Annotated in this window: 14 protein-coding genes; 12 read left to right on the forward strand and 2 right to left on the reverse strand. The window is 75.9% G+C overall.

Annotated features, from left to right (window positions below; all coding sequences use genetic code 11):
• Nucleotides 1-12: 12 nt before the first annotated feature.
• The 4 genes from O7598_RS12620 to O7598_RS12635 all read left to right on the forward strand — a co-directional run bounded on the left by O7598_RS12620 (nucleotide 13) and on the right by O7598_RS12635 (nucleotide 5,288).
• Complete coding sequence (locus O7598_RS12620) at nucleotides 13-1,230, forward strand: sensor histidine kinase (protein ID WP_269691517.1); 1,218 nt, start codon at nucleotides 13-15, stop codon at nucleotides 1,228-1,230.
• Nucleotides 1,227-1,892 carry a response regulator gene (locus O7598_RS12625; RefSeq protein WP_091056171.1) on the forward strand — a complete coding sequence of 222 codons (666 nt, stop codon included), beginning with the start codon at nucleotides 1,227-1,229 and terminating at the stop codon, nucleotides 1,890-1,892. Before O7598_RS12620 ends, O7598_RS12625 begins: the two co-directional genes overlap by 4 nt.
• 145 nt (nucleotides 1,893-2,037) lie before the next feature.
• Nucleotides 2,038-2,802: an ABC transporter ATP-binding protein gene (locus O7598_RS12630; protein WP_269691518.1), complete on the forward strand. Its 765-nt coding sequence runs from the start codon at nucleotides 2,038-2,040 to the stop codon at nucleotides 2,800-2,802.
• 5 nt (nucleotides 2,803-2,807) lie between these two features.
• Nucleotides 2,808-5,288, forward strand: coding sequence for an ABC transporter permease (locus tag O7598_RS12635; RefSeq protein ID WP_269691519.1), 2,481 nt, complete (start codon nucleotides 2,808-2,810; stop codon nucleotides 5,286-5,288).
• Between the two features lie 50 nt (nucleotides 5,289-5,338).
• On the opposite strand, the gene O7598_RS12640 is transcribed toward O7598_RS12635, so the two are convergent.
• Nucleotides 5,339-6,733 (reverse strand): serine/threonine-protein kinase, encoded by a 1,395-nt coding sequence (locus O7598_RS12640; RefSeq protein ID WP_269691520.1) that lies wholly within the window; start codon nucleotides 6,731-6,733, stop codon nucleotides 5,339-5,341.
• A gap of 523 nt (nucleotides 6,734-7,256) precedes the next feature.
• Between O7598_RS12640 and O7598_RS12645 the strand changes: the two genes are divergently transcribed.
• The 8 genes from O7598_RS12645 (at nucleotide 7,257) to O7598_RS12680 (ending at nucleotide 14,301) form a co-directional block, all read left to right on the forward strand.
• Entirely contained in the window at nucleotides 7,257-7,913 is a 657-nt protein-coding gene (locus O7598_RS12645; RefSeq protein ID WP_269691521.1) for an RNA polymerase sigma factor, read from the forward strand.
• A gap of 16 nt (nucleotides 7,914-7,929) precedes the next feature.
• Nucleotides 7,930-8,691: a hypothetical protein gene (locus O7598_RS12650; protein ID WP_269691522.1), complete on the forward strand. Its 762-nt coding sequence runs from the start codon at nucleotides 7,930-7,932 to the stop codon at nucleotides 8,689-8,691.
• A 159-nt stretch (nucleotides 8,692-8,850) separates the two neighbouring features.
• On the forward strand, nucleotides 8,851-10,086 hold the full coding sequence (gene egtA, locus O7598_RS12655; RefSeq protein ID WP_269691523.1) for an ergothioneine biosynthesis glutamate--cysteine ligase EgtA: 1,236 nt from the start codon (nucleotides 8,851-8,853) through the stop codon (nucleotides 10,084-10,086).
• Nucleotides 10,087-10,127: 41 nt separating this feature from the next.
• Nucleotides 10,128-11,405 (forward strand): ergothioneine biosynthesis protein EgtB, encoded by a 1,278-nt coding sequence (egtB, locus tag O7598_RS12660; RefSeq protein ID WP_269694861.1) that lies wholly within the window; start codon nucleotides 10,128-10,130, stop codon nucleotides 11,403-11,405.
• Nucleotides 11,406-11,414: 9 nt separating this feature from the next.
• Nucleotides 11,415-12,161: an ergothioneine biosynthesis protein EgtC gene (gene egtC / locus O7598_RS12665; RefSeq protein ID WP_269691524.1), complete on the forward strand. Its 747-nt coding sequence runs from the start codon at nucleotides 11,415-11,417 to the stop codon at nucleotides 12,159-12,161.
• A 34-nt stretch (nucleotides 12,162-12,195) separates the two neighbouring features.
• The gene (gene egtD / locus O7598_RS12670; protein ID WP_269691525.1) at nucleotides 12,196-13,167 is read left to right on the forward strand and encodes an L-histidine N(alpha)-methyltransferase; all 972 of its coding nucleotides are present in this window, start codon (nucleotides 12,196-12,198) and stop codon (nucleotides 13,165-13,167) included.
• A gap of 225 nt (nucleotides 13,168-13,392) precedes the next feature.
• The gene (locus O7598_RS12675) at nucleotides 13,393-13,980 is read left to right on the forward strand and encodes a TMEM165/GDT1 family protein (protein WP_269691526.1); all 588 of its coding nucleotides are present in this window, start codon (nucleotides 13,393-13,395) and stop codon (nucleotides 13,978-13,980) included.
• A 117-nt stretch (nucleotides 13,981-14,097) separates the two neighbouring features.
• Complete coding sequence (locus tag O7598_RS12680; RefSeq protein ID WP_269691527.1) at nucleotides 14,098-14,301, forward strand: hypothetical protein; 204 nt, start codon at nucleotides 14,098-14,100, stop codon at nucleotides 14,299-14,301.
• 53 nt (nucleotides 14,302-14,354) lie between these two features.
• Here the strand turns inward: O7598_RS12680 and nhaA are convergent, their stop codons facing one another.
• A complete protein-coding gene (gene nhaA / locus O7598_RS12685) occupies nucleotides 14,355-15,656 on the reverse strand; it encodes a Na+/H+ antiporter NhaA (RefSeq protein WP_269691529.1) in 1,302 nt (433 codons plus the stop codon).
• Nucleotides 15,657-15,798: the final 142 nt, after the last annotated feature.

The raw sequence follows: 15,798 nt of genomic DNA on the forward strand, positions 1-15,798 counted from the left end.
CCCGTACGCTGGGTGACCGTGGACCGCCTGATCCTCGGCCGGCCGTTGCGCGGCGTCGCGTTCGACGCCGCGGTCTCCGGGCTGGTCGCCGTCTTCGCCGTGCTGGGCCTGCTGGCCGAGCAGGGCGGCCTGCCCGCGTTCGCGGTCGGCGTGGCGATGGCGGCGGCGCTGTTCTTCCGGCGCACCCACCCGTCCGCGGTCGCCGTCGCGGTGGCCGCGCTGGCGCTGGTCCAGGTGATCGTCGGCTGGGGCCCGCTCGGCTACGACATCGGCGTGCTGATCGCGCTCTACAGTGTGGTCAAGTACGCCGCCCGGTCGCGCGACGGCATCCTGGCCGGGATCGGCGCCGCGATCGGCGTGCTGCTCTCCGCGCTCTCCTGGCCCGGGCCGTCGCCCTGGTGGGCCGGCGCGCTCTACTACGGTCTGGTCACCGGCGCGGTGTGGCTGGTCGGCCTCAACGTGCGGACCCGCCGCCTCTACGTGCTCAGCCTGGAGGAACGCGCCGCGACGGCGGACCGGGAGCGGGAGGCGGAGTCCCGGGCGGCGGTCGCCGAGGAACGCACCCGCATCGCCCGTGAGCTGCACGACGTGGTCGCACACAGCCTGGCGGTGATGATCGTGCAGGCCGACGGCGTCCGGTTCACGCTCGACCGGGACCCGGCCACCGCACGGGAGGCGGCCAAGGTGGTGGCGGACACCGGCCGGCAGGCGCTGGAGGAGATGCGGCGGCTGGTCGGCGTACTCCGGGAACCCAGCCGGCCGGAGCCGGCGGCGGACGAGCCCGCCGGCGAGCCGGCGCACCGGCGGCCCGCGCTGGTGGAGCTGCCCGCGCTGCTCGACCGGTTCCGCGCCGCCGGGCTGCGCATCGACTGCGGCGGCGACGGCACGCCGGTGGCGTTGCCGCCCGGCCTGGAGCTGACCGTCTACCGGGTGGTGCAGGAAAGCCTGACCAACGCGCTCAAGCACGCCGGGGTGGGCGCGTCGGTCGAGCTGACGCTCGACTGGGCCGCCGACACCGTCGCGGTCCGGGCCGTCGACGACGGCCGCGGCCGTCCGGTGGTCCGGCCGGCGCCGTCCGGCGGGCACGGCCTGGTCGGCATGCGGGAACGGGTCGGGGTGTACGACGGCAGCCTCGCCGCCGGCCCCACGCTGGCCGGTGGCTGGCGGGTCGAGGCGCGACTGCCGCTGCCCGCGGCGGCCGGCACCGAGGAAGGGAGCGCGGCGGCGTGACCGTGCGAGTGATGATCGTCGACGACCAGGCGCTGGTGCGCGCCGGCTTCCGGATGGTGCTCGACTCGCAGCCCGACCTGGCCGTGGTCGGTGAGGCGATCGACGGCGCGGACGCGCTGCGGGTGCTGGACCGGGTCGAGGCCGACGTGGTGGTGATGGACCTGCGGATGCCGACCATGGACGGGGTCGAGGCGACCCGGCGGATCTGCGCCCGGTCGGCCGGTGCGCGACCGCGGGTGCTGGTGCTGACCACCTTCGACACCGAGGCCGACGCGTTCGCCGCGCTGCGCGCCGGGGCGAGCGGCTTCCTGCTCAAGAACGTGCCGCCGGAGGAACTGCTCACCGCGATCCGGGTGGTCGCCGAGGGCGACTCGGTGGTGGCCCCGTCGATCACCCGGCGGCTGCTCGACCGGTTCGCCGGGCAACTCGGCCCGGCGCCGGCCGAGGACCCGCGGCTGGCCCAGCTGACCGAGCGGGAGCGGGAGGTGCTGCTGCTCGTGGCGCAGGGTCTGTCCAACGCGGAGATCGCCGCGCGGGTGCACGTGGCGGAGGCGACAGTGAAGACCCACGTCGGGCGGATCCTGGCCAAGCTCCAGCTCCGCGACCGCGTCCAGGCCGTCGTGCTGGCGTACGAGAGCGGGCTGGTCACCCCCGGCGGCTGACCCGGCGTACGCCGCAGGTCGTACGGTTCGTCCGGTCGGGGACGACCGTGGGCGTACCGAGGCCGAGCGCGCAGGTGGAATCGTCGACGGTGCGGCGGCCATAGCGTCGGAAGGGTCACAGACCACGTCCGACAGGAGCACCACGTTGTCCGCAGCCCCGACCACCGGCGTCGCCCTCGCCGCCCGTGACCTGCGCCGGGAGTACGGCGTCGGGCAGTCCCGCGTCGTCGCCCTGGACGGCGTCGACCTCGACCTGGCCGCCGCCCGGTTCACCGCCGTGATGGGCCCCTCCGGCTCCGGCAAGTCCACACTGCTGCACTGCCTCGCCGGCCTCGACCGGCCGACGGCCGGCGCGGTGCGCATCGGCGACGCCGACCTGGCCCGGCTCGACGACCGCCGGCTCACCCGGCTGCGTCGGGACCGGATCGGCTTCGTCTTCCAGAAGTTCAACCTGCTGCCCACCCTGACCGCCGAGGAGAACATCGTCCTCCCGCTGGCCATCGCCGGCCGGCGGCCCGACCCGGCCTGGCTGCGGCAGGTGGTGGCCGCGGTCGGCCTGACCGACCGCCTCGGCCACCGGCCGGCCGAACTCAGCGGCGGCCAGCAGCAGCGGGTCGCGGTGGCCCGGGCGCTGGTCACCCGACCGTGGGTGATCTTCGCCGACGAGCCGACGGGCAACCTCGACTCCCGCGCCGGGGCCGAGGTGCTGCGGTTGCTGCGGGAGGCGGTGGACACGCTCGGCCAGACCGTCGTCATGGTCACCCACGATCCGGCGGCCGCCGGGTACGCCGACCGGGTGGTGTTCCTGGCCGACGGCCGGCTGGTCGACGAGCTGCACCGGCCGACCGTCGGTCAGGTCCACGAGGCGCTCAGCCGGCTCGACCGGGCCACCACCGGAACGGGGCGGTGAGCGGGATGCTGCGCCTGACCCTGCGCCAGATCCGTGCCGACGGCCTGCGTCTGCTGTTGTCCTCGCTGGCGATCGTGCTCGGTGTCGCGTTCGTCGCCGGCACCCTGATGTTCACCGACGGCATGCGGGCCGGCGCGTACGAGCGGGCCGGCGCGTTCGACCGGCACACCGACCTGGCCGCGTACGCCGGTGCCACGCCCCTGCCGCCGGCCCTGGTCGACCGGGTGCGCGCGGTCGACGGGGTGGCCGCCGCCGCGGGGGAGCTGACCGGCTCCGCCGGAGTGGTCGGCGCCGACGGGCGGCCGGTGCTCGGCTACGCGGTCCTCGCCGCCGTCCCCACCGAGCCGGCCCTCCAGTCGTACGACGTGGTCGCCGGGCGGCTGCCGCAGCGCGCGGGCGAGCTGGTGCTGGACTCGAGGACGGTCGCCGAGCAGCGCTTCGCCCTCGGCGGTCCGGTCTCGGTCGGCGGGGCGGCCGGTGCGGCCCGGCCGTACACGCTGGTGGGCTCGGTCGACGTGGCGGGCACCGTCCGCGACGCCGGCGGCCCGTTCATCGGCCTGACCGGCGCGGACGCCCTCGCGGTCGGCGGCGAGCGTGGGTACGGGCGGATCATGGTGGCGGCGCGGCCCGGCGCGGACGTCGCGGCGCTGGCCGAGCGGGTGCGGGCCGTGGCGGGGCCGGGTGTCACGGTGCGGGACCGGGCCGCGATCCTCGACGCGGCGGTCGCCGACGCGGTCCGCGACCTGCGGCAGTTCGAGCTGATGCTGGGTACGTTCGCCGCGGTGGCGGTGGTGGTGGCCGGTTTCGTCATCGCCAACACCTTCGCCATCGTGATCGCCCAGCGGTCCCGCCGCACCGCGCTGCTGCGGTTGGTCGGGGCGACCCGGGGGCAGGTCTACCGCGCCACCCTGGCCGAGGCGGCGCTGACCGGGCTGGTCGCCGCCGCGGTCGGCGTGCTGGTCGGGACCGCGTTGGCCGCCGCGCTCGGTGCGCTGCTGGGCGGCGTCGGCGCGCCGGCCGGTGGCGGGGTCACGGTGACCGCCCGTACGGTGCTGGTCTCGCTGGCGCTGGGCACGCTGCTCACCGTGGGGGCCGCCGCGGTGCCGGCGTGGCAGGGCACCCGGATCCCGCCGGTGGCGGCGCTGACCGACGCGGCGACGCGGCCCGCCCGCCCGGCCGGGCGGGTCCGCCTCGTGGTCGGAGCGCTGGTCCTCGCCGCCGGGGTGGCGGCGCTGTTCGGCGCCGGCCCCACCGGCCAGGTGCCGTTGGTGGCGGCCGGTGGGCTGCTGGCCTTCGGCGGTGTCGTGGCGTTCGGCCCGGTGCTGGTGCCGGCGTTGGTCCGGGTGCTCGGCGTGCCGGCCCGCGTGCTGTTCGGCGCCCCGGCGGCGCTGGCCGTGGCGAACGCGGTACGCAACCCGCGCCGGGTCGCGGCCACCGCCACGGCCATGGTGATCGGAATCGGGCTGGTCTCGTCGTTCGTGGTCGGCGCGGGCAGCGTCAAGGCCGGCATCGAACACGCGGTGGACGCCCGGGTCGGGGTGGACTTCCTGGTCACCGGCATCGGCGCGGACCTGCCGGCCCCGCTCGCCGGCGAGCTGGCCGCCCGGCCCGAGCTGGGCGTGGTGCACGAGCAGCGCAGCCGGGTGACCGACGGCGTCGAGGTACGCGCCGCGCACCCGGCGCTGGTCCGGCGGACGCTGTCCGCGGTGGACGCCGGCGACCCGGGTGCCCTCGGACCGGGTTCGGTGCTGGTGCACCGCGAGCTGGCCGCCGCCCGGGGATGGACCGTGGGTGACACGGTCACCGTCGCCGGCCGGCAGTTCCGGGTCGTGGCGGTGGTGGCCGACGACGGGCCGCTCCTGGGCGGCAGCGCGGTGCCCACCGGGCACGTGGTGGAGATGGCGGACGCCGACTTCGGCCGTCTCTTCCCGGCCGAGCACGGCTTCCTGGCCGAGGTCGAACCGGCCGACGGGGTGAGCGTGGACGTCGCCCGGGCCGCGGTCGAGTCCGTGGTCGTCCGCTACCCCACGGTCAACGTGATGGACCAGGCTGCCTACAAGAAGATGCTCACCGGCACCGTCGACCTGGTGCTGGGCTTCGTCACCGCGTTGCTCGGCCTGGCCGTGGTGATCTCGCTGGTGGGTGTCGCCAACACGCTCAGCCTGTCGGTGGTGGAACGGACCCGGGAGAACGCGGTGCTGCGCGCGGTCGGCCTGAGCCGGGCCGGGATGCGGGCCGTCCTCGCGGTCGAGGCGGTGCTCACCGCGCTGGTCGGCACGCTGCTCGGCGTCGCGCTGGGCATCGGGGTCGCGGCGGGGGCGATGGCGGTGGTGGCACGCATCGGCGGCGACTTCACGCTGGTGCTGCCGTGGGGGCGGCTCGGTCTGATCGTCGCGGTGGCGGTGCTCGCCGCGTTGCTCGCCTCGGTCGTGCCGGCCCGGCGTGCGCTGGCCCGACCGGTGGTGGCGTCGCTCGGCGCGGACTGATCCCGGTCCGGCCCGGCCCCGCCACGACGGCGGGACCGGGCCGGGCGCGATCAGGGCCGGGAGACCGGCTGGCCGCCGGCGTCGCCGCCGCCGCCGTCGGCGGGGGCCGTCGTGGTGGTGGTGGTCTCGGTCGGCGCGGTGGTCTGGGCCGGCGGCGGGCTGGTGGTCGGTGCGGTGCTCGGCGCGGTCGGCGCCGTCGACGGGGTGGCCGACGGGCTGGGCTGGACCGACCCGGTCGGGGAGGCGCTCGGCGACACCGAGGTCGACGTCGACGGTCGACCGCTCGAACCGGCCGGCTGCCAGTTGTTGTCGTCGACGCTGCTCGACGGCCCGCCGGTGACCGCGGTGTCGGCGACCGAGTTGCTCGGCGCCACCGCGGGCGGGTTCGTGTCCAGCTGGGTGGCGGGCGCCTCCGCGTCCCCGGCGGCGGCCAGCATCGCGCCCAGCGCGGTCACCGCGACCAGCACCGCGCCCGCGGCGCCGACGAGCGCGCCGCGCCGGCCCCGGCGGCGGGGGGCCGCGGCGGTCGCCGCCGACCGCACCACCGGCTGGTCGCCGCGGGTCGGCGCCGGACCGGCCGCGCCGCGCAGCGCCGCCGGCACCGTCGCGGTGGGCGACACGCTCCGCGCGGCGCGGGCGGCGTCGGCCATCGCCGCGGCGCTCGGGTAGCGGTCGCCCGGATCCTTGGCCAGGGCCCGGGCCACCAGCTCACGGACCGGGGCCGGGATCTCCGCGGGCAGCTCCGGCGGAGCGTCGTCGAGGTGACGGACGGCTACCTGGAGCGGGTTGTCGCCGGTGAACGGCGGGCTGCCGGTGAGGCAGCAGTAGGCGACCGCGCCGAGCGCGTACACGTCCGTGGCGCCCGAGACCGGACGGCCGGACGCCTGTTCGGGCGCCATGTAGAGGGCGGTGCCGGGCACCGCGTTGGTGCTGGTGATGCTGGTGACGTTGGTCGAGCGGGCGACCCCGAAGTCGACCAGGACCACGGTGCCGTCGTCCTGCACGAGCAGGTTGCTCGGCTTGACGTCACGGTGCACGATGCCCCGGCCGTGGGCCCCGTGCAGCGCCTGCGCCACCTGGGCCACGATCGACATGGTCTCGGCGACCTCGAGCTGGCCGGCGTCCTCGATCCGCCGGGACAGGGGCTCCCCGTCGACGAACTCCATGACCAGGTAGTCGGCGCGGCTGCCGTCGGGCAGTTCGTCCTCGCCGCAGTCGAAGACCTGGACCACGCCGGGGTGGCGCAGCGAGGCCATGATCCGCGCCTCGGAGCGGAACCGGGCGATGAAGTCGGGGTCGTTGACCAGCGCGGGAAGGAGCACCTTCACCGCCACCTGACGGCCGAGCACCAGGTCCTTGGCACGCCAGACGTCGCCCATGCCGCCGGTGGCGACACGGTCATCCAGGCGGTACCGACCGCTGAGTACGACGTCGGAGGTGAGCATCCCCATACCGTACCCACAGTGGCCCCGGAGTATTTCCGGCGATCTCTCCTGTCGCGGTCGGCGAGCGGCTGCGGGCCGCTCGGCCGAACGGCCGGGGGCGGGTGGGCCGGTGCGCTGACCGTGATCGGGCGGGTACGATCGGCCAGATAATGCCGGTCTCCGGGCGGGTGTCCGCTCCTTCCGGCCTGATCCGCCCCATTCCGCCTGATGGGTAGCGTCCGTGCGGTGGTCTTCGTTACACCGACACGCCGACGGTGGGCTTAGACATTTCTCTCGCTTTTTCGCCGGTCCGTGCCTTGCCGGCCACCGGCTCGCTCCACCACTGTCGGCCGGGCTCCCGGTCGCACGATGACGCCGGTACGGTATGTCCCGCCCCGGCGTGCCGGCGGCGGTGTCCAGGTGCGCACCGGCTCCGAGCCGGTTGCCGATCAGCTCAGCGGGGGGCCGAGGTGCGGATGGCGGTGTGGTCTCCCGGGTCGGCGGACGCCCGGCCGCAGGCGCCGGCCGGGCCGGGGCGGCGCCCGTGACCGCCGAGCTGAACGAGGCGGTCGCCGCGGCGCAGGCCGGTGACGAGGAGGCGTTCCGCTTCCTCTACCGCGGCCTGCAGCCGGCCCTGCTGCGCTACCTGACGTCGTTGGTGGGCGCCGACGCGGAGGACGTGGCCTCGGAGACCTGGCTGCAGATCTCCCGAGACCTGCCCTCGTTCACCGGCGGTGAGTTCCGCGCCTGGGCCGTCACCATCGCCCGCAACCGGGCCATGGACCACCTGCGCCGCCAGCGGCGGCGGCCGGTGGTCCCGGTGCCCGTGCAGGCCCTCAACGACCTGGCCGCGGACGCCGACACCGCGGACCGCGCCGGTGAGGCCATCGGCACCGAGAGCGCGCTGGCGCTGATCCGCACCCTGCCGCCGGCCGAGGCGGAGGCGGTGATGCTGCGGGCCGTCGTCGGCCTCGACGCGGAGACCGCCGGGCGGGTGCTGGGCCGGCGAGCCGGCGCGGTGCGCACCGCGGCGCATCGTGGGCTGCGCCGGTTGGCGGCGATGCTGGAGCGCGCCGCGGAGGGCGCGCCGGAGAACGTGCCGGGCGCGGTCCCGGAGGGCGACCGGGGCGCGGTGCGGCCGCGCCCCCGCACCGACCGTCCGGCGCCGCACGCGCCCGAGGCCGAGCCGGCGGAGGGCTGACGTGAGGGGAAACGGCATGAACTCTCCCGGGCCCGCAGGGCCCGCCGACCGGGCGGAGTCCGACCGGCGCCTCGACGCCGCGCGCGCCGCGACGTCGGCCGGCGTCGACCCGCTGGCCCGACTGCTCGCCGCAGCCGCCGCGCCGGCCACCGGCGACGAACTGGCCGGCGAGGAACGGGCGCTCGCCGCCTTCCGGGCCGCCCGCGCCGCCCCCGCGGTCACCGAGCGGGCGCCCGCGCCCCGCCCGCGCCGCCGGCTCCGGATCGCCGCCGCGCTGTCCGGGCTCGCCGCCACCGCGGTGGCCGGGGTGGCGTTCGCCGCCGTGCGGCTGGACCACGGCCCGGAACCGGTGGTCCCACCGGCCTCGACGACGGCCGGCACCGGCCCTACCGGCACCGGCCCCTCGCGGCCGGCGCCCAGCGGCCCGGCCGGCGAGGCGTCCGGCGCGGCGCCGTCGCCGACCCCGCTGTCGCCCACGCCACCGTCCTCCGCCGGGCCGCCCCCCGGTGGGCGCCCGGCCCCGCCGCCGGTCGACGGCAAGCTCGCCGGTCAGTGCCGCGCCTACCTGGCCAAGCCGGAGGGGCAACGGGCCAAGGCCCTGACCAAGCCGGGCTTCGCCGATCTGGTGGCCGCCGCCGGTGGCGCCGACCGGGTGGAGAGCTACTGCCGGGGCACGGCGCCGAGCGCCGCGGCGCCGACGCCGCCGGAGCCGAAGTCGAAGAAGTCGTCAGCTGACGAGGACCGCAGGCCCGGCCCCGACGACGAGGACGACGACTGAGCCGGCCCGGGGGCGATCGGATCCGGACAAAAATTCATCTCTCCGGGCGCGCGGATTCCGTCTGCTAGACAGAGGATGGTGGGACGCGCGGACCCGGGCCGTCGGGGTCGGGTCCAGGGCGACGGCGTGGTCGCCCGTCTCCGCGAGAGGAGCCGTCACGTGGTGATGTCGCCGGAACTGGACCGGGCCACCGTCCTGGGGGACGAGGCCGCGGCCCGTGGCCACCTGGCCCGGATCTGCTTCAAGACCGGTCCACCCATCCTCACCGGCGTCGAACTGGAATGGACCGTGCACGACGCCGCGGACCCGACCCGTCCGGTCGACCGCGAGCGACTGCGCCAGGCGCTGGGCCGGCACGGCCCCGTCACCCTCGACCCCACCAGCCCGGCCCACGAGCTCCGGCACGGCGGCACCGTGACCGTGGAGCCCGGCGGGCAGGTGGAGGTCTCCGCGCCGCCGCGACCGTCGGTCGCCGCGCTCCTCTGCGCCACCCAGGCCGACATCGACGAGCTGCGAGCCCTGCTGGACGCCGCCGGCCTCGTGCTGGGGGACACCGGGATGGATCCGTGGCGCCCGCCGCGGCCGGTCGTCGACACCCCCCGCTACCGCGCCATGCGCCGTGTCTTCGACCGGCGCGGTCCGGCCGGGCGGGCCATGATGTACAGCACGGCCGGGCTCCAGGTCTGCCTGGACGCCGGCGAGCCGGACCAGTTTGCCCAGCGGTGGGCCACCGCGCACGCCGTCGGACCGCCGTTGCTGGCCGCGTTCGCCACCGCCGACCGGCATGCCGGCCGGTCCACCGGGTGGGTGTCCGCCCGGATGGCCGCCTGGCTGGCGATCGACCCGGCGCGCACCCGCCCGGTGTGGTCGCCGGCGCACGCCGACCGCGACCCGGTCACCGCCTGGACCGGGTACGTGCTCGCCGCGCCGCTGCTCTGCGTCCGCGGCGACGGCCCGGACTGGGCCCCGCCGGAGGGCGTGACCTTCGCCGACTGGCTGGCCGGGGCGCTGCCCCGCCCGCCCACCACCGACGACCTGGAATACCACGTCAGCACGCTCTTCCCGCCGGTGCGGCCGCGCGGCTACCTGGAGCTGCGCTACCTCGACGCCCAGCCGGGCCGGGAGTGGACCGTCCCGTCGGCGGTGCTGGCCGCGCTCTTCGCCGAACCGCCGACCACCGGCGACGCGCTCGCCGCGGCCCTTCCGGTCGCCGACCGGTGGCACGCGGCGGCGCGGCGTGGGCTGGCCGAGCGTCCGCTGGCGACCGCCGCGACGACCCTGTTCGACCTGGCGCTGACCGCGCTGCCCGGGCTGGACCTGCCGGCCGGGATCCACGATCAGATCCACCGAGCGATCCGGCGGCACCGCGCCGCCGCGGAGAGGGGACACCGGTGACCACCACCGAGCGGCCGGGAACCGACGCCGAGCAACTGCGCATGCGGATCGCGGCGGAGCTGGAGCGCACCCGCGCCCGCACCGCCGCGCTGACCGACGCGGTGGACGACGACGACCTGGTCCGGCAGCACTCCACCCTGATGTCGCCGCTGGTCTGGGACCTGGCGCACGTCGGCAACCAGGAGGAGCTGTGGCTGGTACGCGACGTCGGCGGGCGTGACCCGGTGCGCCGCGACATCGACGATCTCTACGACGCGTTCAAGCAGCCCCGGCGGGACCGGCCGTCGCTGCCGCTGCTGCCGCCGGCCGAGGCGCGGGCCTACGTGCGCACGGTGCGGGAGAAGGTGTACGACCTGCTGGACGGCATCCGCTTCACCGACCGCCGGTTGGTCGAGGACGGCTTCGCGTTCGGCATGATCGTGCAGCACGAGCAGCAGCACGACGAGACGATGCTCGCCACCCACCAACTGCGCGACGGCGTGCCGGTGCTGGACGCCCCGCCCCCGCCCGAGCCCCGGGCGACCGTCGTCGGCGAGGTGCTGGTGCCGGCCGGGCCGTTCACCATGGGCACCTCCACCGACCCGTGGGCGCTGGACAACGAACGCCCGGCACACACCGTCGACCTGCCCGCCTATCTCATCGACGCCGCGCCGGTGACGAACGGCGACTACCGCGCGTTCATCGCCGACGGGGGCTACGAGCAGTCGCGCTGGTGGAGCGAGGCCGGCTGGCGGCACCGGGTCGACGCCGAGCTGAGCGCGCCACTGCACTGGCGGCGTGACGGCGACGGCTGGGCGTACCGCCGGTTCGGCCGGTGGTCCGCGGTGCGCGACGACGAGCCGGTGGTGCACGTCTGCTGGTACGAGGCGCAGGCGTACGCGGCCTGGGCCGGCAAGCGGCTGCCCACCGAGGCCGAGTGGGAGAAGGCGGCCCGCTGGGACCCGGCGACCGGCCGCTCCCGCCGCTATCCCTGGGGCGACGAGGATCCCACCGCCGCGCACGCCAACCTGGGGCAGCGTCACCTGTGGCCGGCACCGGTGGGCGCGTACCCGGCCGGCGCCTCGCCGCTCGGCGTGCACCAGCTGATCGGCGACGTGTGGGAGTGGACCGCCGGCACCTTCCACGGGCATCCGGGCTTCACCGCGTTCCCGTACCGGGAATACTCGGAGGTCTTCTTCGGCGAGGAGCACCGGGTGCTGCGCGGCGGCTCGTTCGGCACCGACCGGTCGGCCTGCCGGGGCACGTTCCGCAACTGGGACTACCCGATCCGACGGCAGATCTTCAGCGGCTTCCGCTGCGCCCGCGACGCCGGGGAGTGACTCGGCCCGATGTGCCGTCACCTCGCGTACCTCGGTCCACCGGTCACCCTCCGCAGCCTGCTGCACGACCCGCCGCACGGGCTGCTGCGGCAGTCCTGGGCGCCGCGTGACATGCGGGGCGGCGGCACCATCAACGCCGACGGCTTCGGCGTCGGCTGGTACCCCGACGGCGCGGATCCGGTCCGTTACCGGCGGGCCCAACCGATGTGGAGCGACACGACCCTGCCGGAGCTGGCGGCCGTGACGTCCGCCGGCGCGGTGCTGGCCGCCGTCCGCTCCGCGACGGTGGGCATGCCGCTGCACGAGACCGCGGCCGCGCCGTTCGCCGAGGGACGTTGGCTGTTCAGCCACAACGGCGTGGTCCGGGGCTGGCCGGACAGCCTGGTCCCGCTCGCCGCCGGGTTGCCCGTCCGGGATCTGCTCACCCTGGAGGTGCCGACCGACTCGGCGGTGCTCTGGGCGCTGGCGCGGCACCGGTTGCGTGCCGGCGCGACACCCGGCGAGGCGGTGGCGGACACCGTGGCGGCGGTCGCCGCGGCCGCTCCCGGCTCGCGGCTGAACCTGCTGCTCACCGACGGCGTGACGGTGGCGGCGAGCGTGGCCGGGCACGCGCTGTCGGTACGGCGTGGCCCCGGTTCCGTGCTGCTGTCCTCCGAGCCGTCCGACGACGACCCCGCCTGGCAGGCGGTGCCGGACGGCCGACTGGTGCTGGCCACCGCCACCGGGCTGGACGTCCACGAGTTGACCACCGCCTGACCACCCACCCACCGGTAGGAGAGAGGAATTCTCGATGAGCGCGGAGCCGCTGGAGATCCACCTGGAGGAGCAGGACCTCGACCGTGCGCTGCGGGAGGACGTACGGGTCGGGTTGACCGCGTCGCCGAAGTGGCTGCCGCCGAAGTGGTTCTACGACGCCCGGGGCAGCGAGCTGTTCGAGGAGATCACCCGCCTGCCGGAGTACTACCCGACCCGGGCCGAGCGGGCGGCGCTCGCCGCGCACGCGGACGACGTCGCGGCGATGACCGGGGCGAAGACGCTGATCGAGCTGGGGTCGGGCTCGTCGGAGAAGACCCGGCTGCTGCTGGACGCGTTCACCCGCCAGGGCGACCTCGGCACGTTCGTGCCGCTGGACGTCTCGGTCAGCGCGTTGCGCTCCTCCACCGAGCGGATCGCCGTCGCGTACCCGGGGCTGCGGGTGCGGGGCATCGTGGGTGACTTCACCCGCCACCTGGACCGGCTGCCCACCGGTGGCCGGCGCCTGGTGGCGTTCCTCGGCGGCACCATCGGCAACCTGCTGCCGGCGGAGCGGGCCGGGTTCCTCGCCGCCACCCGCGCGGCGCTGGAGGCCGGCGACTGGCTGCTGGTCGGCACCGACCTGGTGAAGGACCCGGGCGTGGTCGTCCCCGCCTACGACGACGCGGCCGGGGTGACCGCCGAGTTCAACCGCAACGTGCTGCGGGTGGTCAACCGGGAGCTGGGGGCCGACTTCGACGTCGAGGCGTTCCGCCACGTGGCGGTCTGGGACCCGGAGCGGGAGTGGATCGAGATGCGACTGCGCGCCGAGCGCCCGACGCGGGTGCGGGTGGCGGCGCTGGGTCTGGACGTCGCGTTCGCCGCCGGGGAGGAGCTGCGGACCGAGGTCTCGGCCAAGTTCCGGCCGGCCGGGATCGCGGCCGAGCTGGCCGGCGCCGGATTCGCGCGCCAGGCCTTCTGGACCGACCCGGACGGGCTGTTCGGGGTTTGCCTGGCCCGAGCCGACTGAGGCCGGTGGCCTCGCCCACACCCGGCGGGCGGCTCCGGTGGTGATCGGTTAGGCTGGTCGGCGCGAAGGGGAGTAGCCCCCAATGTCGTGGTCGACACACTGGTGCGTTCCGCATCCGGCCACGCGGCCCCGGTCCCCGGGGCGGGCGAGACCTTCGACTCAGGCTGTCGCAGCCGGGTCGAGGGCATCCCTGTCTCTCCTCCCGGCTTGATCGGGAAGGTTCACATGGAGGGTTTCCTCGTCGCGCTGGTGGTCAGCTTCGGCGTCATCTTCGTCGCCGAGCTGGGAGACAAGTCCCAGCTCATGGCCCTGACGTTCGCCACGCGTTTCCGCCCGCTGCCGGTGCTCATCGGCATCACCGTCGCCACCGCGATCGTCCACCTGGCCTCGGTGGCCATCGGGGTCGGCCTCAACGCCGCCCTGCCGACGGGCTGGATCTCGTTGATCGCCGGTCTGGCGTTCCTCGGCTTCGGCGCCTGGACGCTGCGCGGCGACAAGCTGACCGAGGAGGAGAAGCGCAAGGCCGAGCGCAGCACCAAGTCGGCGATCGTCGCGGTCGGTGTGGCGTTCTTCCTGGCCGAGCTGGGGGACAAGACCATGCTCGCGACCATCACCCTGGCCACCAAGTACGGCTGGTTCGGCACCTGGCTCGGCTCGACGCTGGGCATGGTGGCCGCCGACGCGCTGGCCATCCTGGTGGGCCGGATGCTCGGCCGGCACCTGCCGGAGCGGGCCATCCGCTACGGCGCGGCCGTGCTGTTCGCCATCTGCGGCCTCTGGCTGATCTTCGAGGCGATCCGGGAGCTGAGCTGAGCGGTCCTCGGATGATCAGGAACCACGACCGTGGGTAAGTACCTCCGGTGACGCCGTGGCGGCGCGACGAGCGCCGCCCGGCGGGCCACCGAATCGGACGACCGGGAGGTTGCGCGCATGAGCAGGCACGACGAACCCAACGAGTACGGCTTCGCCGGGGGCGCCACGGCGCCGCAGCCGCCGGCCGGCGGTCACGCGGACGAGCAGGACCGCGCGGAGCGGGTCGCGGTGCCGGGTGACGACCTCACCGAGCCGTTCGCCGACGCGCTGGAGGAGCCCGAGGACGAGGGCGCCGAGCGGCGCGCCGAGCACCGCCGCTGATGGCCGCGCGCCGGCCGCCGTCCCGATGCGGGACGGCGGCCGGCGCGTCCGGGTCAGGCGGGCCGTTCCTGGTAGACGTCGGGGATGCCGTCGCCGTCGTCGTCCCGGCTTTCCCGTTCGCTGATCCGCCGGTGCACCCGGTTGCGGCGCAGCAGCACGACGGCGGCCAGGCCGGCGGAGATCAGCGAACCAGCCAGCACCGCCGCCTTGACCCGCGCGTCCTCCGGGCTGCCCGGACCGAACGCCAGCTCGCCGATGAGCAGGGACACCGTGAAGCCGATGCCGGCCAGCAGCGCCAGGCCGACCAGATCCGCCCAGGTGATCTCCTCGTCCAGTTCGGCGCGGGTGAACCGGGCGAGGAGGAACGTCGAGCCGAACACCCCGATCACCTTGCCGAGCACCAGGCCGCCGGCCACCCCGAGCACCACCGGGTCGCGTACCACCGCACCCAGGTCGACGTCGACGAGCGAGACCCCGGCGGCGAAGAACGCGAAGACCGGCACGGCGAGCCCGGCGGAGATCGGCCGCCAGCGGTGCTCCAGCCGCTCGGCCAGCCCGGGCTCGCCGTTGCGGCCGGCCAGCACCGGCACGGTGAAGCCGAGCAGCACCCCGGCCACCGTGGCGTGCACGCCGGAGGCGTGCACCAGCACCCAGGCGGCTGCCGCGAGCGGGATCAGCGCCCACCACCACGTGCGCCGCCGCTGCACCAGCAGGGCGAACAGGGCGATCGGCAGCAGCGCGCCGAGCAGCGGCAGCGGCTGGAAGTCGGCGGTGTAGAACACGGCGATGACGGTGATCGCCAGCAGGTCGTCGACCACCGCGAGGGTGAGCAGGAAGGCCCGCAACGCCTGCGGCAGGTGGGAGCCGATCACGGCGAGCACGGCCAGCGCGAAGGCGATGTCGGTGGCGGTGGGGATCGCCCAGCCGCGCAGCCCCGCGCCGCCGGCGCTCGCGGTTACCGCCAGGTAGATCAACGCCGGCACCACCATGCCGCCGAGCGCGGCGACCACCGGCAGCGCGGCCCGCCGGGGATCGCGCAGGTCACCGGCGACGAACTCGCGCTTGAGTTCCAGCCCGACCACGAAGAAGAAGATCGCCAGCAGCCCGTCGGCGGCCCAGGCGGCGAGGCCGAGGTCGAGGTGAAGTGCCGCGCCGCCGGGCCACGGCACCCACTCGCCCAGCGCGGCGTACGCCGAGCGCCACGGCGAGTTGGCCCAGACGAGCGCGAGGACCGCGCCGAGCAGCAGCAGCCCGCCACCGACCGTCTCGGTGCGCAGCACGTCGGCCAGGAAGCGGGCCTCCGGCCAGGACCGGCGGGCCAGCAGGCGGGAGGAGTGCGGAGGGCGATGAGACACAGGGTGTCCGTTTCGGGAAGAGGGGTCGACTGATCACATCGCCGACCAGGCTTCCCGGCACACCAGGGCCGACCCTATCGCCGCCGGCGGCCCGGTGGCGAGTCGGACCGGGGCGGGCGCCGCGTCCGCGCGGCGCCCGCAG

Origin of the sequence: Micromonospora sp. WMMC241 (assembly GCF_027460165.1) — a bacterium.
Lineage (GTDB): Bacteria > Actinomycetota > Actinomycetes > Mycobacteriales > Micromonosporaceae > Micromonospora > Micromonospora humi.